The sequence below is a fragment of the Micromonospora sp. WMMD714 genome (assembly GCF_029581315.1).
Taxonomy (GTDB): domain Bacteria; phylum Actinomycetota; class Actinomycetes; order Mycobacteriales; family Micromonosporaceae; genus Micromonospora; species Micromonospora rifamycinica.
In genome coordinates, this window is record NZ_CP120744.1 from 4,342,225 (window position 1) to 4,360,130 (window position 17,906).

13 protein-coding genes are annotated in these 17,906 nt (G+C 72.3%); 8 read left to right on the top strand and 5 right to left on the bottom strand.

Annotated elements, in window-relative coordinates:
- Positions 1-25 precede the first annotated feature (25 nt).
- The 6 genes from O7625_RS18725 to O7625_RS18750 are packed head-to-tail and all read left to right on the top strand — an operon-like array spanning position 26 to position 6,886.
- Entirely contained in the window at positions 26-1,702 is a 1,677-nt protein-coding gene (locus tag O7625_RS18725) for an ABC transporter substrate-binding protein (protein ID WP_067302302.1), read from the top strand.
- A 34-nt stretch (positions 1,703-1,736) separates the two neighbouring features.
- Positions 1,737-2,726, top strand: a complete 990-nt coding sequence (locus O7625_RS18730; protein ID WP_282340230.1) for an ABC transporter permease — start codon at positions 1,737-1,739, stop codon at positions 2,724-2,726.
- Positions 2,727-2,740: 14 nt separating this feature from the next.
- A complete protein-coding gene (locus tag O7625_RS18735; protein WP_282340232.1) occupies positions 2,741-3,784 on the top strand; it encodes an ABC transporter permease in 1,044 nt (347 codons plus the stop codon).
- The gene (locus O7625_RS18740; RefSeq protein ID WP_282340234.1) at positions 3,781-4,695 is read left to right on the top strand and encodes an ABC transporter ATP-binding protein; all 915 of its coding nucleotides are present in this window, start codon (positions 3,781-3,783) and stop codon (positions 4,693-4,695) included. The genes O7625_RS18735 and O7625_RS18740 overlap by 4 nt, the downstream gene beginning before the upstream one ends.
- Entirely contained in the window at positions 4,692-5,570 is an 879-nt protein-coding gene (locus O7625_RS18745) for an ATP-binding cassette domain-containing protein (RefSeq protein ID WP_282340236.1), read from the top strand. The genes O7625_RS18740 and O7625_RS18745 overlap by 4 nt, the downstream gene beginning before the upstream one ends.
- Complete coding sequence (locus O7625_RS18750) at positions 5,567-6,886, top strand: AGE family epimerase/isomerase (RefSeq protein WP_282340237.1); 1,320 nt, start codon at positions 5,567-5,569, stop codon at positions 6,884-6,886. The genes O7625_RS18745 and O7625_RS18750 overlap by 4 nt, the downstream gene beginning before the upstream one ends.
- A 111-nt stretch (positions 6,887-6,997) precedes the next feature.
- On the opposite strand, the gene O7625_RS18755 is transcribed toward O7625_RS18750, so the two are convergent.
- Entirely contained in the window at positions 6,998-9,442 is a 2,445-nt protein-coding gene (locus O7625_RS18755) for a sugar-binding domain-containing protein (protein ID WP_282340238.1), read from the bottom strand.
- Positions 9,443-9,506: 64 nt separating this feature from the next.
- Positions 9,507-10,826, bottom strand: a complete 1,320-nt coding sequence (locus tag O7625_RS18760) for an ROK family transcriptional regulator (protein WP_282340240.1) — start codon at positions 10,824-10,826, stop codon at positions 9,507-9,509.
- A gap of 198 nt (positions 10,827-11,024) precedes the next feature.
- Between O7625_RS18760 and O7625_RS18765 the strand changes: the two genes are divergently transcribed.
- Positions 11,025-12,575 carry a cellulase family glycosylhydrolase gene (locus tag O7625_RS18765; RefSeq protein WP_282340242.1) on the top strand — a complete coding sequence of 517 codons (1,551 nt, stop codon included), beginning with the start codon at positions 11,025-11,027 and terminating at the stop codon, positions 12,573-12,575.
- A gap of 93 nt (positions 12,576-12,668) precedes the next feature.
- Complete coding sequence (locus O7625_RS18770) at positions 12,669-13,718, top strand: arabinan endo-1,5-alpha-L-arabinosidase (protein WP_282340244.1); 1,050 nt, start codon at positions 12,669-12,671, stop codon at positions 13,716-13,718.
- A gap of 39 nt (positions 13,719-13,757) precedes the next feature.
- Here O7625_RS18770 and yicI read toward each other — a convergent pair whose 3' ends face one another.
- The 3 genes from yicI to O7625_RS18785 are packed head-to-tail and all read right to left on the bottom strand — an operon-like array spanning position 13,758 to position 17,849.
- Complete coding sequence (gene yicI, locus O7625_RS18775; RefSeq protein WP_282340246.1) at positions 13,758-15,998, bottom strand: alpha-xylosidase; 2,241 nt, start codon at positions 15,996-15,998, stop codon at positions 13,758-13,760.
- A complete protein-coding gene (locus O7625_RS18780; protein WP_282340248.1) occupies positions 15,995-16,864 on the bottom strand; it encodes a carbohydrate ABC transporter permease in 870 nt (289 codons plus the stop codon). The genes yicI and O7625_RS18780 overlap by 4 nt, the downstream gene beginning before the upstream one ends.
- Positions 16,865-16,874: 10 nt before the next feature.
- Positions 16,875-17,849: a sugar ABC transporter permease gene (locus O7625_RS18785; RefSeq protein ID WP_282340250.1), complete on the bottom strand. Its 975-nt coding sequence runs from the start codon at positions 17,847-17,849 to the stop codon at positions 16,875-16,877.
- Positions 17,850-17,906: the final 57 nt, after the last annotated feature.

A 17,906-nucleotide genomic window follows, 5' to 3' on the forward strand; every position in this document is an offset into this window, starting at 1 on the left:
CGCCCCCGCTCGTGAAAGGACCACGATGTCTCTTCTCACCGGCATGTCGCGCCGCGCCGCGGCACTCGCCGGCGCAGCTGCGCTCGGCCTCGTGCTGACCGGCTGCTCCGGCGGGACCTCGTCCGCCGGCTCGGCGGCCACGCTCGTGGCCTACACGGGTCAGTCGGGCGACTACCAGGTCAACTTCAACCCGTTCTCGCCGTCGCGCATCGGCGGCCTCGGCACCACCTACGAGACCCTGTTCTTCGTCAACAAGGCCAAGGTGTCCGACCTCGTGCCGCTGCTCGGCACGCAGCAGTCCTGGAACGCCGACGGCACCGTCCTGTCGGTGACCCTGCGCGACGGGGTGACGTGGAGCGACGGCCAGCCCTTCACCGCGAAGGACGTCGTGTTCACCTTCGGCCTGCTGAAGAAGAACGCGGCGATCAACAACATCGGCTTCGACGGCACCGCCGCCGCGACGGACGACACCCACGTCACCTTCACCTTCACGGCGCCGGCCTTCGTCAAGGGCCCCGACCTGCTCGGTGCCGTGCCGATCGTCCCCGAGCACCTGTGGCGGACCGTCAGCCCCACCCAGGACGTGGTAGAGAAGCCCGTCGGCACCGGCGCCTACCTGGTCGGCGAGTTCAAGCCGCAGGCCTTCACCTATACGGCGAACCCGAAGTACTGGGGCGGCGAACCGAAGGTCAAGAAGATCCGCTTCGTCGCGCTGTCCGGCAACCAGGCCGGCGCCGACGGCATCGCGGCCGGCACCGTCGACTGGTTCACCGGGCCGATTCCCGACCTCAAGAACACCAGGAAGAACTTCCCCCGGTACGACGCCTACACCCAGTGGCAGAACCAGATGGTGCTCGCCACCTGCTCCAGCGTGCAGATGGGGTGCACGGGGCCGCAGACCGACCCCGCCGTCCGGCACGCCCTCTACTCCGCCCTCAACCGGACCCAGCTCAACAAGCTGGCGTTCCAGGACACCGCCAGCGCGATCTCCCCGGCCTTCACGCTCACCCCCGGCCAGGACGGCTTCGCCGCCGCGGGCCTCACGGAGAAGGTGGCTCCGATGACCGCCGAGCCGCAGCAGAGCGCGCAGCTCCTGGAGCGGGCCGGCTGGGCCAAGGGCTCCGACGGCATCTACGCCAAGGGCGGCCAGCGGCTGTCCCTGACCGTCGAGGTGGTCACCGGGTGGACCGACTACATCACCGCGATCGACACGATGGCCTCGCAGGCCAAGGCCGCCGGGATCGAGCTGCAGGCGGCCCAGTCCTCCTGGAACGAGTGGACGGAGAAGAAGGGGTCCGGGAGGTTCCAGCTGGTCATCGACTCGCTGGGGCAGGGCCCCGCGCCGGACCCGTTCTACCTCTACACCTACTTCTTCGACTCCGGCACCGGCGCCAGGGTGGGCAAGTCGGCCGGCAACAACTACTCCCGCTACGCCAACCCGGAGGTCGACGCGGCGCTCGACGACCTGGCCGCGCTCCCGCTCGACGACCGGGCCGCCCGGCAGCCGTACTTCGACACCGTCCAACGGGCGATCGTGCGGGACATGCCGTACGTCCCGGTCCTGACCGCCGGCACGACGAGCGTGTGGAACACCGGGAAGTTCAGCGGCTGGCCCTCCGACCAGGACCTGTACGCCTTCCCGGCGGTGTGGTCGGCGCTCGACGCCGCGGAGGTCTTCAAGCGGCTCAAGCCGCAGAGCTGACCACCCCAGCCGCCCCCGAGGAAAGAGCGCCGTCGTGAGTTACCTCCTTCGCAAGCTGGGCTTCTACGCGGTGGCCCTCTGGGCCGCCCTGACCCTCAACTTCGCCATCCCGCGCCTGCTGCCCGGCGACCCCGTCGACATCCTGCTGGCCAAGCTCCAGCAGCGGGGCGGCACGGTCAGCCCGGAGACGCGCGAGGCGTACGCGCTCCTCCTCGGGGGCGACGACGACCGACCACTGTGGAACCAGTATCTGGACTACCTGGGGAACCTCGCCCGTGGGGACCTCGGGGTGTCGGTGAGCTACTACCCGGCCCGGGTCTCCGACGTGATCCTGGCGTCGCTGCCCTGGACCGTGGTGCTGGTCGGGGTCGCCACCCTCATCGCCGCGCTGCTCGGGGTGCTGCTCGGCGCGATCGTGGGGTGGCGACCCGGCACCTGGCTCGACTCGCTGGTCCCGGCCACCACGCTGCTCGCCGCCATCCCGTACTTCTGGCTCGCCCTGCTCCTCAGCTACCTGCTGGCCCGGGTGCTCGGCTGGTTGCCGCTGCAGGGCGGCTACGACGTCGCGCTCACCCCCGGCTGGAACACGGAGTTCCTCCTCTCGGCGGTCCAATACGCCACCCTGCCCGCGCTGACCATCGTGCTGGCCTCGATCGGCGGTTGGCTGCTCGGCATGCGCAACATGATGGTCTCCACCCTGTCCGAGGACTACGTGCTGACGGCGGAGGCCAAGGGCCTGTCGCCGAGGACGATCCGCCGCTCCTACGCGGCGCGCAACGCCGTCCTCCCCTCGGTGGCCGGGTTCGCCATCTCCCTCGGCTTCGTGGTCTCCGGCTCGGTCATCACGGAGCAGGTCTTCTCCTATCCCGGGATCGGCGGGCGGCTGCTCGGCGCCGTGACCAACAACGACTACGCGCTCATGCAGGGGGTCTTCCTCTTCATCACGCTCGCCGTGCTCGGCGCGAACCTGATCGTCGACCTGCTCTACGGCCTGATCGACCCGCGCACCCGGGTCCGGCACTGACGGGGGACACCACGATGACGAACCTCACCCCGGCCAGCACCCCGACGGTGGCCGACGCCGCCGAGAAGGCCACCGGCCCGACCGGCCGCCCCGCCCGCGCGGGCTGGCGCATGCTGCTGCCCTCGATGACGCCCTGGCTGGCCGTCGGCCTCGTGCTGGTCGTCGGGATCACCCTCTTCGGGCTCCTCGCCGTCCACGTCGTGGGCGACCCGAAACAGATCCGGGACCAGGGGCTCACGCCGCCGTCCGCGCAGTTCCTGCTCGGTACCACCCAGACCGGGCAGGACGTGCTCGCGCAACTCGCGTACGCCACCCGTGGCTCGTTGCGGATCGGCGTCCTCGTCGGCGTCCTCGCCACCGCCCTGTCGGCGTTCTTCGGCATCTACGGCGCCTACCGGGGCGGGCTCGTCGACGAGGCGTTCTCCCTGCTGTCGAACGTCTTCCTGGTGATCCCCGGCCTGCCGCTGGTCATCGTGATCTCGGGCTTCGTGCCGCGCGAGAGCCGCGGCGTGTGGACCATCGTCGTGGTGCTCGCCCTGACGAGCTGGGCCGCGTCGGCACGGGTGCTGCGGGCGCAGACGCTGTCGGTGCGCAACCGCGACTACGTGGCCGCGTCGAAGGTCGCCGGCGAGCGGCCCTGGCGGGTCATCGTGGTGGAGATCCTGCCGAACCTCCTGCCGGTCATCGCGTCCCAGTTCGTGTTCGCGGTCATCGCCGCGATCCTCGGCGAGGCCGGTCTGGCCTTCATCGGCCTCGGCGCCTCGAACTCGGCCACCCTGGGCACGATGCTGTTCTACGCCCAGAACGGCTACGCGCTGTCGCTCGGCGCGTGGTGGTGGTTCGTGCCGCCGGGCCTGGTCATCGCGCTCTTCGGCACGGGCCTGTCGCTGGTGAACTTCTCGATCGACGAGATCATCAACCCCCGGCTGCGCAACCAGCGCCGATACCGCAGACGGGCGCGGCAGGACGCCCGCAGCCGGCGGCGAACGCCCCGCCCCGGGACCGACGCCCCGGGCGCCGGCTCCGCCCGCCCGACGCCGGAGGTGCCCGCGCGATGACCACCACGCTCCAGCCCGACCGCGCCGCCGGGTCGCGGGCCGCCGTCCTCACGGTCGAGGACCTCACCGTCGTCTACGAGGCGGACCCCCCGGTCACGGCCGTCCGCAACGCGGGCCTGACGCTGCACCGGGCGGAGATCCTCGGGCTGGCCGGCGAGTCCGGGTGCGGCAAGACCACCCTGGCGTACGCGATCAACCGGCTGCACCGACCGCCGGCCCGCATCGCGTCCGGCCGGGTGACGTTCCACGACCGGGCCGGCGGGGACCTCGACGTGCTCGCGCTGACCGACGTCGAGCTGCGCGCGTTCCGGTGGGAGAAGCTCTCCATGGTGTTCCAGGGGGCGATGAACGCCCTCAACCCGGTCACGACCGTGCGGGCGCAGCTGCGGGACACCCTGCTGGCCCACCGCCCCGGCCTGTCCCGGGCGCGGGTGCGCGAGCGGTCCGAGGAGGTGCTGCGACGGGTCGGGGTGGACCCCCGGCGACTGGGCTCCTTCGCGCACGAACTCTCCGGGGGGATGCGCCAACGGGTCATGATCGCGATGGCGATGCTGCTCGAACCGCAGGTCATGATCATGGACGAGCCCACCACGGCCCTGGACGTCGTCGTCCAACGCGAGATCCTGGGCGAGATCGTGCGGCTCCGCGACGAACTGGACTTCGCCGTCGTCTTCATCACCCACGACCTGCCGCTGCTACTGGAGATCAGCGACCGGATCGCCGTCATGCTGGCGGGCGAGATCGTCGAACTCGGCGCGGCCGACCAGCTCCACCGCCACGCGCGGCATCCGTACACCCGCCGGCTCCTCGGTTCGTTCCCGAGCCTGTCCGGGGCGCGCGGCGCGTTCATCCGGTCCGGGGTCGACGAGACCACCGCGCCGGCCGACGGCACCACCGGGGAGCGGGCATGACCCTCGTCCACGTGACCGACCTCGTCAAGGACTACGGCCTCCGCACCGGCCTGCGCCGCACCCGGCTGCGCGCCGTCGACCACGTCAGCTTCGACCTGGTCCCCGGCCGCACCGTCGCCCTGGTCGGAGAGTCGGGTTCGGGGAAGTCCACCATCGCCCGGATCCTCACCCGGATGGAGAGACCCACCTCCGGCCGGGTCGAGGTACGCCTCGACGACGGCACCCCGGTGCACGGGTCGCTCTACCGGCGGCACGTGCAGATGGTCTTCCAGGACCCGTTCGCCTCCCTCAACCCCTTCCACTCCGTCGCGCACCACATCGCCCGCCCGCTGCGGATCCACCGGCGCACCCGGACCGCCGCCGAGACCCGCCAGCGGGTGCTGGAGATGCTCGAACGGGTCAACCTCACCCCGGCCGAGAGCGTCGCGTCGCGTCGCCCGCACGAGCTCTCCGGCGGCCAGCGGCAGCGGGTCGCGATCGCCCGCGCGCTGGCGCCGGGGGCGCAGGTGCTCATCGCCGACGAACCGGTGTCCATGCTGGACGTCTCGATCCGTCTCGGGGTGCTCAACCTGATGGGCCGCCTGCAACGCGAGGACCGGCTCGCCGTCCTGTACATCACCCACGACCTGGCCACCGCCCGGCACTTCTCGGACGAGATCCTCGTCCTCCACCGGGGCCGCGTCGTGGAGCGTGGGCCGTCCGACGCGGTGATCCTCGAGCCGCACCACGACTACACCAGGCTGCTGGCGAGTTCGGCACCGGATCCCGACCGCCCGGGACGGGTCACGGCGGCGGCGCGGGTCGACCGCGAGGCGATCGACGACAGCGTCTGCTACGACCACCGCACCCGCCGGTGGGAGCGGGCCGGGGCGTGACCGCCGACCCGGCCCGGCCCGCGCCGCGGCTCGGCCTGCCCGCCCACCACGTGTGGCTGGACGCCGAGTGCCGCCGGCTGCTCGCCTTCGGCGCCCGATCCGCGCTGCCCGACGGCGGTGCCGCCTACCTGGACACCGCCGGTGTGCCGGATCCCGGGCACGGGGTGCTCACCTGGATCACCGCCCGCACCACCCACGCGTACTCGCTCGGTGTGCTGCTCGGCGTGCCCGGCAGCGCCCCCGTCGCCGACGCCGCACTGGCGGCGCTGACCGGCCGGTTGCGCGACACCGCACACGGTGGGTGGTTCCACGCGCTCGGACCGGACGGCACGCCCGACCGCGCCGCCGGCAAGTCCTGTTACGACCACGCCTTCGTGCTGCTCGCGGCGTCGTCCGCGGCGCTCGCCGGCCGACCGGGCGGCACCGGCCTGCTCACCGACGCCGCCGAGGTCCACCTCACCCGGTTCTGGGACGACGCGGCGGGCCGACCGCTGGACACCTGGGACGCCGACTTCACCCGGCCCGACGACTACCGCGGCCTCAACGCCACGATGCACTCGGTCGAGGCGATGCTGGCCGTCGCCGACGCCGTCGAGGTGCTCGACGACCCGGCCGGGACCGCCGTCGGCGGGGGAGCGGCCGCCTGGCGGGACCGGGCCGCGCGGGCGGCCCGGTTCGTCGTCGACCTGGCCGCCGCCCACGACGGTCGGCTGCCGGAGCACTTCGGGCCGGACTGGACGCCCGACCTCGACTTCCACCGCAGCCGGCCGGACGACCCCTTCCGGCCCTACGGCGCCACCCCCGGGCACGCTATGGAGTGGTCCCGGCTGCTGCTGACCGTCGAGGCCGCGGTGGGTGCCGACGCTGCCCTCGTCGCGGCGGCGGTGCGGCTGTTCGACCGGGCCGTCGCCGACGGCTGGGCCGCCGACGGCGCGGCGGGCTTCGTCTACACCACCGACTGGGACGGCACGCCGGTGGTGCGCCAGCGGATGCACTGGGTGGTGGCCGAGGCGATCGCCGCCGCCGCCGCGCTGCACCGGCGCACCGGCGAGCGGCGGTACGCCGACAGCTACGCCGCCTGGTGGGACTACGCCGAACGCCATCTGCTCGACCGTACGGGCGGCTCGTGGTGGCACGAGCTCGACCCGCAGAACGTGCCCGCGACGACCGTGTGGCCCGGCAAACCCGACATCTACCACGCGCTCCAGGCCACCCTGCTGCCCCGGCTGCCGCTCGCGCCCACCCTCGCCCGCGCGCTGCGGTCGGGGCTGCTCGACCCACCGCCGGCCGCCGACCGCCGACCGGAGTACGGCTGACCGGCACCGTGACCGGTCGGCGAGGGCCGCCGTCGTGACGGTGGCCGGTCGGAGAGAGGTGCCCGCGGTGGCCGGTGGGGAGGGGCGTCGTCACGGTGGCCGGTCGGGTGGCTACAAGGCCCGCGCCGCCGCGTTGGCCGAACGCAGCACCCGGGGCCGCCGCAGCGCGGCCGGGTCGGCCAGGGTCGCCGTGGTGGCCACCGTGAAGGTGTGGGTCTCGCCCGCGAGCAGCGAGACGAGCATGTCGTCGACGACCGCGTCGGGGGCCACCTTGTCGACGAGCAGAGCGAGGTCCCGGACGTACGACGTGGCCCGCACGTCGACCCGGTAGCCGCCGGTCACCGGCGTGACCTCGGCGGTGCAGGGCGTCGGGTGGTAGGCGAGGTCGCGGTCCTCGACGAACTGGTGCACGACGCGGACGCCCCCGACGGCGGCGACCAGCACCTCGCTGCCCGGATCGGCCGGGGTGAGCAGGTCGTCGGTCAGGTCGAGCAGGGCGACGGACCGGGGCGCGACCGCGAGCGGCAGGGTGGAGGCCGCCAGGATGTCACCGGTGAGGCTCTGCCGGGTGCCGTGGACCGTGCCCGTCCACGGCTGGTCGTGATCGTTGACCGCGACCAGGGTGGGTCTCCCCTCGCGGGGCTGCACGGTCAGCAGCCGGGGCGCGAACGCGTGCCGGAGCGCGTAGTAGAGCGGCTTGGGCCGTTCGTCGCTGTCCACGGCGGCCCACGAGGTGACCGGCCAGCAGTCGTTGAGCTGCCAGACGAGCGCCCCGGCCGTGCGGGGCCACCAGGAACGGAAGTGCTCGACGCCGAACGCCACCGCCCGCGCCTGGTTGAGCTGCGTCGCCCAGTGCCACTGCTCGAAGTCGTCCGGGACGGGCAGGTGGGGCGCGAGGCCGCGGTCCAGCTTGCCGTTGCCGTCGTGGGCCTTCTGGTGCAGCAGGAACGCGGGCGCGCTGGGGGTCATCGGCCGGTCGCGGATCCACCGGGTGAGGGTCGCCCAGGTGGGTGGCCCCTGGAAGCCGAACTCCGCGCAGAACCGGGGGATCTCGTCGCGGTAGTGGGTGTAGTCGAGCATGTTCCAGACGTCCCACTCGTGGCGGGTGCCGTGCTGCGCGTCGTTGGGCGGCAGGTCGCCGGGGCTGTAGGGGCTGCCGGGCGCGTACGGGCGGGTGGGGTCCAGGGTGGCGAGGAGGTCGGGCAGCAGCCCGGTGTAGTAGCCGAGCCCCCAGCTGCGCCCGTCGAGGCTCTCCCGCCAGCCTGCCCAGTCGGTGTAGGCGGGCAGGTTCTCGTTGTTGCCGTTCCACAGCACCAGCGAGGGGCGGGCGACCAGCCGGGTGACGTTCTCCCGGGCCTCGGCCTCGACCTCGCCGCGCAGCGGCTCCTCCTCGGCGTAGAAGGCGCAGGAGAACGGGAAGTCCTGCCACACCAGCACGCCCCGCTCGTCGCAGGCGTCGTAGAAGTCGTCGGTCTCGTAGATGCCGCCGCCCCAGACCCGCAGCATGTTCATGTTGGCCCCGACGGCCTGGTCGATCCGGCGGGCGAGCCGTGCGGGGGTGACCCGGGTGAGCAGGTGGTCGTCGGGAATCCAGTTGGCGCCCTTGGCGAAGACCCGGGTGCCGTTGACGACGAAGGTGAACGGCGTGCCGGTCTCGTCCGGCCGGGTGTCCACGGCGATGGTGCGGAAGCCGATCCGCCGCCGGTCGACGTCCACCGGCTCGCCGTCGGCCAGGAGCGTGACGGTCAGCTCGTAGCGCGGCTGCCCGCCGTAGCCGACCGGCCACCACAGCCGGGCGTCCGGCACCAGGACGGTGAGCCGGGCGGTGTCGCCCGGGACGGGCGTCCGTTCCGTGTGGTCGCCGACGGTCACCACCGCGGCGTAGTCGCGGTCCGTGGCGCGGTCCACCGTGAGGTGCACCTCGACGCGGCCGGTCCCGTCGGCGTCGACGGTGACCAGCGGGTGCACCCGGGTCAGCCGGGCGGTGTCCCAGCGGACCAGCCGCACCGGCTTCCAGATGCCAGCGGTCTGCAGGTCCGGCCCCCAGTCCCAGCCGAAGGAGCAGGCCATCTTGCGGATCGCGTTGTACGGGTGCGGGTAGGCGCGCTGCCGCCAGCCGAGCCGGGCCTCCGCCCGCTCGGCGTGGGCGAGTGCGGATCCCAGCGTCACGGTCAGCTCGTTGCGGCCCTCCCGCAGCGCCTCGCGGACGTCGAACCGGTAGCCGCGGTGCATGTTGGCGGTCTCGCCGAGCAGGTGGCCGTTCACCGCGACGGCGCCGACCGTGTCGATGCCGTCGAAGACCAGCTCCACCCGTTCACCGGCTGCGGGACCGGCGGCCTGGAACTCCGTCGTGTACCGCCAGTCGACGCGGTGCATCCAGGTCAGGTCCGCCTCGTTGCGGTCCAGGTAGGGGTCGGCGATGAGGCCGGCGGCCAGCAGGTCGAGGTGGGTGCTGCCGGGCACCTGGGCGGGGACGTCCCGACCGGCGAGGGTGTCCGGCACCGGGCCGCCGACGGCGCGCAGGCGCCAGCCCTCGTGCAGGGTCGAGCGTGTCATGGGGTCCTCTCCGTCGTCCGCGACCGGGTCGGAACTGCGGAGAATCCTTACGCAGGCAACCTAACTAAGTCAACGAGCCGGTCGGGACGGCCGCTGCCCCGGCGCGTCCGTCCTGGTAGGAGCCTCGGTGGAGACCGGCCGCGCCGAGCGGCGTCGACCGGGCTCCGTCGTCCGGGCGGGGCTGGCCGAGGGTCAGTTCGCTCTGCAGGACGAGGACCGCCCCGCCGATCGCCGCCGCGTCCGACCCGTTGACCGAGGGCACGATCCGCACCGGGTGCGCCCGCCGCGCGAACATCCGCCGGTCCACCTCCCGCTGGATCAGCGTCTGGTAGATCGAGCCGGCCACCGCGAAGCTCGGTCCGGCCAGGACGATCGTGTCGACGTCGAACAGGCAGGCCATGGTGACGGCCGCGCCGCCGAGATAGCGGGCCGACCGCTCGACGATGCCCCGGGCGGCGGCGTCCCCGGCGTCGGCCGCGGCCGCGATCCGGGCGAACTCGGTGAGGAAGTCGGCGGCGGCCGGATCCAGGGCCAGCCGCCGGGCGAGTCCCGGGGTCGCCAGGGCCTGCCGGACCATCGCCGACGGACCCGCGTAGTTCTCCAGGCAGCCCACGTTGCCGCAGGGGCACTCGTCGCCGTCGAGGTCCATCGAGATGTGGCCGATCTCCACGCTGTTGGAGGAGCTGCCCCGGTACACCTCACCCGCGACCACGACCCCGCCGCCGATCCCGGTGGCCATGTAGATGCAGCCGTAGGTGCTGCTCGGCTCCACCGCGCCCATCCAGTACTCGCCGATCGCCGCCGCCGCCGCGTCGTTCTCGAGCAGGACCGGCAGCCCGAGGGCCTCCGCCAGCAGCCGGGCGACCGGGTAGTCCAGCCACTCCCGCGTCGGCTGCGGGGTCAGCAGCACACCCGCGCGCCGGTCCTGCGGGCCGTAGCTGACCAGGCCGACCCCCAGCACCCGGTCGCGGCGCACGGCCGCCGTGTCCAGCAGTGTGTCCACCTGCGAAGCCACCAGTGGCAGCGCCTGCCGCGGCGGCATCGTCGCGACACCCTGGAACGACGTCCGGGCGACCTGCCGGCCCGCCAGGTCGACCACCACGATCACGCAGGTGTTGCGCTCGATCTGCACCCCGACGCCGTAGCGGGCCAGCGGATTGAGCTGCACCATGGTGCGGGGCTTGCCGCCCGTCGGCCCGCCCCGGCCGGCCTCGACGACCAGGCCGTCGTCCATCAGCTCCCGGACGACCGCGGAGATCGTCGCGCCGGTCAGGCCCGTCGCCGCCGCGAGCTCGACCCGGCTGATGCTGCGCGCCGCCCTGATGACGTCCAGCACCAGGCCCCGGGTCCTCGGTCGGCTGGCCCAGATCGGGCTGCTCGCCACGGTTCCCCCTCGATGTTCGCCCCGCAGCCAGGCTACTTCACCGCCGACGACCGGGTGTTCACCGCCGACGACCGCGTGCGTCTGTCGATCACGACCGCGACGGGAGGATGCCGCCGCAGCGTATTGACTTTCGTAACGAATCTAACTAAGGATGTCCCCCAGCGCTCCCATCGATCTCTCACTATTCCAGGAGATCACATGAAACATCGTCGTGCCCTGCTCGCCGCCAGCGTCACCGGCGTGCTGATGCTGGGTGGCGTGGTGACGGCCGGCCTCCCCGCCGCGGCGGCCGCCGCCGGCTGCTCGGTCACCTACACCGTGCAGAGCCAGTGGCCGGGCGGGTTCACCGGCAACGTCGCCGTCACCAACCTCGGTGACCCGCTGCCGAACTGGACGTTGACCTTCGACTTCCCCGAGCCCGACCAGCAGGTCAGCCACGGCTGGGGGGCCACCTGGACGCAGACCGGCACCCGGGTGTCGGCCGCCAGCATGAGCTGGAACGCCGCGTTGGGCACCGGCGCCGCGACCTCGATCGGGTTCAACGGCTCGTGGAGCGGGACAAACCCGGTCCCCACGTCGTTCGCGCTGAACGGGACCACCTGCAACGGGCCGGTGACCCCGCCACCGACCACGCCGCCACCCACCACTCCACCGCCGACCACCCCACCGCCGACCACCCCACCGCCGACCACGCCGCCACCCACCACTCCACCGCCGACCACCGGTCCGGCACCGGAGCTGCACGTCTCCGGCAACCGGATCCTCACCGCGGACGGTGACGCCTACCGGCTGCTGGGGGTGAGCCGGTCCGGCGCGGAGTTCGCCTGCGTGCAGGGCAAGGGCCTGTGGGACTCCGGCCCCGTCGACCAGGCCTCCGTCGACGCGATGAAGACCTGGAACATCCATGCCGTACGCCTGCCGCTGAACGAGGAGTGCTGGCTCGGTCTCAACGGTTCGCCCGGCGGCGCCGCCTACCAACAGGGCGTCAAGGACTACGTGAACCTGCTCGTCGCCAACGGGATCAACGTGATCCTCGACCTGCACTGGACCTGGGGCGGCTACCCCGACAGCCCGGAGTGGCACTGCAAGGACGAGCACGCCACCTGCCAGAAGCCGATGCCGGACGCGCGCTACGCCCCGCAGTTCTGGACCGGTGTCGCCAACACCTTCAAGGGCAACGACGCGGTCGTCTTCGACCTGTTCAACGAGCCGTACCCGGACATGCCGGCGGAGTGGAACAAGACCCTGGGCTGGCAGTGCCTCCGCGACGGCGGCACCTGCGCCGGCCTGCCCTACGAGGTGGCCGGCATGCAGGACCTCGTCGACGCGGTCCGGGCGACCGGCGCCACCAACCTGCTCATGATCGGCGGCCTGGAGTGGGCCAACGACATGCGGGAGTGGCTGACCTACCGGCCGAACGACCCGCTGGACAACCTGGCCGCGTCGTGGCACGCCTACAGCTTCAACGCCTGCGCCAGCGAGTCCTGCTGGGACAGCCAGATCGCCCCGGTGGCGGAGCAGGTGCCGGTGGTGATCGGCGAGTTCGGCCAGGACGACTGCGGCTTCGACTACATGCGGCGACTGGTGGCCTGGGCCGACACCCACCACCTGGGCTACCTCGCCTGGACCTGGAGCCCGTGGGGCTGCACCGGCGGCGCGGTGCTCATCAAGGACTGGGCCGGCACCCCGGAGCCCGGCGTCGGCGAGGGCTACAAGGCCCACCTGCTGACCCAGGACCCGTACCTCTGAGGAATCGTGCGGCCGGCCGGCGCTGCGGGCGCCGGCCGGCCGCACGACCGAGCCACCACCGGTCCAACCCGGCACCCGTCCCGAGGAGCTGTCGTGACAACCTCTCCCGTACCGGAGACATCCACCCTCCGCCGGCTGGCGGCGCTGTCGCTGGCCGTCGTCGTGCTGACCACCGGCGGGGTCGCGGCGACGCGATCGTCGTCGGCCGCCGCCCGAACCGCCGCGCCCCGGGCGGCGGCGACGCCCACCACCCCGCCGGCCGCCTACCCGAACCCGGGCCGGGTCACCGGGGACGTCGGCGTGCACGATCCGACGATCGTGGTCCGCCCCGGCGGCGGCTACCTGGTGGCGCACACCGGCGACAACATCGCCCTCAAGACCTCCGCCGACCGGATCGCGTTCCGCAACGCGGGGACGGTGTTCCCCAACGGCGCGCCCTGGACCACGCCGTACACCGGTGGCAGCCGCAACCTGTGGGCACCGGACCTGTCCTACCGCGACGGCCGGTACTGGCTGTACTACTCCGCCTCGACGTTCGGCTCGAACCGGTCGGCGATCTTCCTGGCCACCAGCACCACCGGGGCCTCCGGCAGCTGGACCGACCAGGGTCTGGTCATCGAGTCCCGGACGTCGGACACCTTCAACGCCATCGACCCGAACCTGGTGGTCGACGCCGCCGGCAGATGGTGGCTCAGCTTCGGCTCGTTCTGGTCCGGCATCAAGATGGTGGCGCTGAACCCGGCCACCGGCAAGCGCTCCGACACCACCCTGCGCAGCATCGCGGGCCGCAACGGGGGCGCCATCGAGGCCCCGGTGATCGCCCGGCACGGCAACTACTACTACCTGTGGGTGTCGTTCGACCGCTGCTGCCAGGGCGCCGCGAGCACCTACCGGGTGATGGTGGGCAGGTCGACCTCGGTCACCGGGCCGTACGTCGACCGCAACGGTGTGCCGATGACCGCGGGCGGTGGCACCCAGGTGCTCGCCGGGCACGGCGGCATCCACGGCCCCGGTCACCAGGCGGTGTTCACCGACACCGACGCCGAGGTGCTCACCTACCACTACTACGCCGACAACGGGACCTCGCTGCTCGGCATCAACCTCCTCGGGTACGACGGCGCCGGCTGGCCGTTCGTCTACTGACCAGCCGGGATCTCCGACGACGTGCGGGTCGGCCCGGGATCAACCCGCCGGTGTCCCCGGGCCGACCACCACGCAGCGGTACGCCGACGACCGGCCCGTCACCAGCTCGGCGGTCGCCACCCCGGCGCGGAAGCCCACCTCGAACTGCGTGCCCGGCCCCCCCTCGGGAGCCGGGATACCCACCCGCTGCCGCTGCCCCTCCACCGGGGCGTAGAGCCGCAGCTCCACCCCGTCGGCCCAGTCGTAGTCGGGCCGGTCCGAGCGCGCCCCGAACCCGATGACCGCGCCGGGCCGGGCGAGCACCGGCAGGCTGTCGTACCCGTGCTTCTCGGTCACCCACGCCGGGCCGGTGAGCTGCGCGCCGGTGACCAGGTGGGTCCAGGTGCCGGCCGGCACGTAGAAGGTGACCTGCCCGTCGGCGCTGAGCACCGGCGCGACCAGCACGTCGGGGCCGAGCATGTACTGCCGGTCGAGATGCGCCACCGCCGGGTCGTCCGGGAACTCCACGATCATCGGACGCATCATCGGGATCCCGTCCCGGTGCGCCTCCTCGGCCGTCGCCGCCAGGTACGGCATGAGCCTGAGCTTGAGCCGGGTGAAGTGCCGCAGCACGTCCACGGCCTGCTCGTCGTAGGCCCACGGCACCCGGTACGAGCCGGAGCCGTGCAGCCGCGAGTGTGAGGAGAGCAGGCCGAACGCGATCCACCGCTTGAACACCGCCGGGTCGGGGGTGCCCTCGAACCCGCCGATGTCGTGACTCCAGTAGCCGAAGCCGGACGACGCCAGCGACAACCCGCCGCGCAGCGACTCGGCCATCGCGACGAACGTCGACTCGCAGTCGCCGCCCCAGTGCACCGGGAACTGCTGGCCGCCGGTGGTGGCCGAGCGGGCGAACACCACCGCCTCGCCCTCGCCCCGCTCGGCCTCCAGCAGCGCGAAGACCGTCCTGTTGTAGAGGTAGGAGTAGTAGTTGTGCATGCGCTGCGGGTCCGACCCGTCGTGCCACACCACGTCGGTCGGGATGCGCTCGCCGAAGTCGGTCTTGAAACAGTCGACGCCCATGTCCAGCAGCGCCCGGAGCTTGTCGGCGAACCAGGCCGCCGCGTCCGGGTTGGTGAAGTCGACCAGCGCCATGCCGGCCTGCCACTTGTCCCACTGCCACACCGACCCGTCCGGGTTACGCACCAGGTAGCCGGCCTGGCGGCCCTCCTCGAACAGGTAGGAGCGCTGCGCGATGTACGGGTTGATCCACACGCACACCTTGAGGCCCCGCTCGTGCAGCCGGCGCAGCATCCCCTCCGGGTCGGGGAAGGTGGCCGGATCCCAGACGAAGTCGACCCAGTGGAACTGGCGCATCCAGAAGCAGTCGAAGTGGAACACCGACAGCGGCAGGCCCCGCTCGGCCATCCCCTCGACGAACTCGGTCACCGTCTTCTCGTCGTACGACGTGGTGAACGACGTGGACAGCCACAGCCCGTACGACCAGGCGGGCACCCGGGCCGGCCGGCCGGTCAGCGCCGTGTAGCGGCGCAGCACGTCCTTCGGGGTGGGCCCGTCGACGACGTGGTAGGTGAGCGACTGACCCTCCACACTGAACTGGGTCTGCGCGACGACCTCCGAGCCGACCTCGAACGACACGTGCTCCGGGTGGTCCACGAACACCCCGTAGCCGGCGCTGCTCAGATAGAACGGCACGTTCTTGTACGCCTGCTCGCTGGCGGTGCCGCCGTCGGCGTTCCAGACGTCGACCGTCTGACCGTTCTTCACGAACGGGCCGAACCGCTCGCCCAACCCGTACACCGTCTCGCCGACGCCGAGCGCCAGCCGCTCGTGCACGTACCGGCGGCCCTCGCCGTCGGTGACGATCCCGATGCTGCGGGCGGTGGAGGCGGTGACCACCCGGTCGCCGTGCCGGAACTCGACCCGCCAGTCGTCGACCAGCGCGACCCGGACGGTCAGCTCACCGGTGGTCAGCGACGCGCTGATCCCGGTGATGTCGACGGTGACCGGGTGCGTGTCGTCGGTGCGCAGCCCGAAGCGGGGTTCGCGGGGCAGCCCGCCGCTGTGGTGGCCGATGGTCACCCCGACCACGCCGGGGGCGGGGGAGAAGAAGCGGACCGTGACCACCGGCCGGTTGAGGGTGTCGCCGCGGCCGTTGATCCGACCGGCCGGGGCGAAGACGGTGAAGCCGCGGTCGTCCGGCTCGACCGATTCGACAGTGCCGGGGCGCAGTACGCTGACCCCCGGACGCAGTTGCCAGTACCCGTCGGTGAACTTCACTTCTCGGCTCCTGCCGTGATGCCGCGCGCCAGGGTGCGCTGGAAGATGAGGAAGAACAGGATGGCCGGCACCAGGCTGATCAGTGCGCCGGCGTTGGTCGTCGGGGCGTCCATCAGCCGGTCACCCTGCAACGACGCGAGGGCCACCGGGACGGTCTGGGTCTGGTTGTCGATCAGCATGACCAGCGGGATGAGGAACTCGTTCCAGGTCCAGATGAAGAAGAAGATCAGCAGGACGGCGAGGGTGGGTCGCAGGTTGGGGAAGACCACCCGCCACAGCACCGTCCATTTCCCGGCGCCGTCGAGCGCCGCGGCCTCCAGCAGCGCCCGGGGGAACGTGCCGAGCACCGAGGCGAGCAGGTAGGTGCCGAAGGCGCTCTGGATGACGGTGAAGATGATGATCACCGACAGTCGGGTGTTGTAGAGACCGACCTCCTTGGCGACGTAGTACAGCGGGTAGACCAACGCCTCCTGCGGCAGCATGTTGGCCAGCAGGAACAGCCCGACGATCCACAACCGGCCGCGGACCCGGCCGATCCCCAGGGCGTACGCGTTGAGCAGTGACACGACGACGCCGAGCACCGCCACCGACCCGGCGATGAGCGTCGAGTTCCACAGCTTGAGCGGGAAGTTCACCGTGGACCAGTACGTCCGCAGGCCCGTGGTGTAGAACTCCGTCGGCCAGCTCAGCGGGCCGCCCGACGAGTAGTCGCCCGGCGACTTGAACGCGTTGAGCAGCATGAACGCGAACGGCACCAGCATGACGAGCGCGCCCATGGTGACCCCGGCGAGCACCAGCCAGCGGCTGACGCCCCGGTGGTGCCGGTCGCGCACCCGCCGGCGGCGGACCGGGACCTTGGCGATCATGACAGCCATCTCAGACCCCCCGGTCCCGGCGCTCACTGCGGGCCTGCACCCCGATGAAGACCACGGCCACCACCACGATGATCACCGTGAGCACGGTGGAGATCGCGGAACCGTACCCGACCTGGAGCTTCTTGAAGAACGTGTAGTAGGCGAAGTAGGACGGCACGCTGGTGGCGTTCTCCGGGCCGCCCCGGGTCAGCGCGAAGATCGGTCCGAACACCTTCAGGGCGGCGATGGTGCAGGTCAGGGCCACCACGAAGGTCTCCGGCCGGATCTGCGGCACGGTGATCGCCCGGAACCGGTGCCGCCAGCCCGCCCCGTCGACCTCGGCCGCCTCGTACAGCTCCGGGTCGACCCGCTGCAACGCCGCCATGAACACCACCACCGGGTAGCCGATCTGCACCCAGATCATCACCGCCATCACCGCCGGCAGCGCGGTGTCCGGGTCGCCCAGCCAGTCGTGGCGCAGCGCCCCGAGACCGACCGCGTCGAGCACGCTGTTGAACGCGCCGTCGGGGCGCAGGATCCAGCCCCAGACGATGCCGGCCACCACCACCGGCAGCACCTGTGGCAGGTAGAACGCCGCCCGCAGGGCCGCCGCCGTCCGCGGCCGGAACCGCCGCCCGATGACGTCGAAGAGCACCGCGGCGAGCAGCAGCCCGAGCAGCGTCGGCACCACCACCATCGCCACGATCATCGCCACCGTGTTGCGGAACGACGCCCAGAACACCTCGTCGTCCAGCAGCCGCCGGTAGTTGTCCAACCCGACGAAGGTGGGGTCGCCGACGCCCGACCACCGGGTCAGCGACAGGTACCCGGTGCCGACCAGGGGCACGCCGATGACCGGGACGAACAGCGCCGCCCCGGGGAGCAGGTAGAGCCAGTAGGCCGCGCCCCGTCCGCGCGGTCGACGGCGGGACGGGCGGACGGGGGAGCGGGTGCGGGTCGCCGCCGGTGTGCCGGCGGCGGTGTCGGGGACTGCCATGGCGGATCCTTCCCGGCCCGGCGGCGGGCCCGCCGGTCGTCCCGGTCGCGCCCGCCG